Source organism: Paenibacillus sp. FSL R5-0475, from assembly GCF_038004585.1.
Classification (GTDB): domain Bacteria; phylum Bacillota; class Bacilli; order Paenibacillales; family Paenibacillaceae; genus Paenibacillus_AQ.
In genome coordinates, this window is sequence record NZ_JBBORK010000003.1 from 1 (window position 1) to 1,801 (window position 1,801).

The window sequence follows — 1,801 nt, forward strand, 5'->3', positions numbered from 1 at the left end:
ATCAACCTTTGATATTTATGGAGCACTTTTGAACGGCGCTAAGCTTGTATTGTTGGATCGGGAGAAGATGCTAGATCCTGTGCAATTGTGTGAAGCGATGCAAAGAGAGGCAATAAGCACTGTATTCTTAACTACAGCATTATTTAATGTATTGGTCGATGAGAATACAACTGCATTAAAAGGCATCAAACAGGTTTTAACTGGGGGAGAGAATCATTCTGCTGTTCATATTCAGAGAGTGCTTCAAGAAACAAATTGTAGAATTATGCATGTATATGGCCCGACTGAAAGTACGATATTTGCTACAGCCTATGAAATACCAAAGATAACAGATGAACTTAAAACTGTTCCTATTGGCCGGCCTCTATCAAATACAGAAGTTTATGTTATGAATGGGAGCCAACTACAACCGATAGGCGTAGTTGGAGAATTGTGTATCGCAGGTGATGGTTTAGTTCAAGGGTACATAAATCTACCAGAGTTAACAGCTGAAAAGTTCGTAGTGAACCCGTTTAAACCCGGGGAAAAGATGTACCGGAGTGGAGACCTAGCACGGTGGTTACCGGATGGAACGCTGGAATATATGGGGCGGATGGATCATCAGGTGAAAATTCGGGGCTACCGAATTGAATGTGGTGAGATTGAGGCGCAGCTGTTGAAGCATGAATCGGTTAACGAAACGTTGGTGCTGGCACAAGAGTCGGAGGATGGCAGCAAGTATTTAGTTGCCTATATTGTTAGTGAGATCCAGGTGGATGTAACCGAATTAAGAAGACATTTGGAGAAACACGTACCAAGTTATATGGTACCAGCCTACTTTATTCAATTAGAATGGATGCCACTCACTTCAAACGGAAAAGTGGACCGGAAGGCATTGCCTTTGCCAACCGAGGGTTGGATGCGAGGAAATGAATATGTTGCCCCGCAAGGTGTCATGGAAGAGCAGCTCGCTGAGATTTGGAAAGAAGTATTGGGGATTGTGCAAGTAGGCCGAACAGATAACTTCTTTGAGCTAGGTGGCCATTCACTAAAAGCCACTCGTTTAATAGCACGGGTAAGAAAAAGTTTACAAGTAGAACTCACTATTCAAGAAGTATTTGAACATCAGACACTTATATCCATGACGGAGAGATTACGACAATCAAAGAAAAGTAAATTTGTGACTATTTCAAGGGTTCCAGAAAATTCGTCGTATCCGGTTACTGCTGCACAAAAACGACTATTTGTACAAAATGAATTGGATCAAGGATCAGTTAGTTACAATATGCCTCTTGTTATGGAAGTTAACGGACTTATAGATATAGCACTAATAGATAGAGCTTGGAAAGCAATTGTACAGAGACATGAATCGCTACGTACGTCTTTTACATGGGTGAATGAGGAGTTAATGCAACGTGTTCATCATGATGTAGATATCGAAATGATGCATGCAAAAGCAGCAGATGAGTCTGTAGCAAAAGACATTGTCTCGGGATGGATTCAGCCTTTTGACTTGAATAAAGCTCCACTTTGCCGGGCAGGAATGGTTCGGTTAACGGATCAGCGACATCTCTTATTTATTGATATTCATCATTCTGTATCGGATGGAACATCGATGGGGATCTTGACGAAGGAGTTAATGTCCTTGTATCAGGGAGAGGAGTTACCGGAAGTCGCTGTACAGTACAAAGACTTCGCCGTATGGCAGCAAGAAGAGAAACAAGTAGAAGATATGAATAAGCAAGAAGATTATTGGTTAGACATCTATGCTGGGGAAGTACCAGCCCTAGACATGCCAACCGATTATACAAGGCCGTTGGTG

General features: G+C 42.0%; 1 protein-coding gene. It reads left to right on the forward strand.

What is annotated here, in order from left to right:
• Positions 1-1,801, forward strand: a 1,801-nt coding sequence (locus tag MKX41_RS32240; protein ID WP_340975163.1) for a condensation domain-containing protein, incomplete at both ends; no start/stop codon positions are given.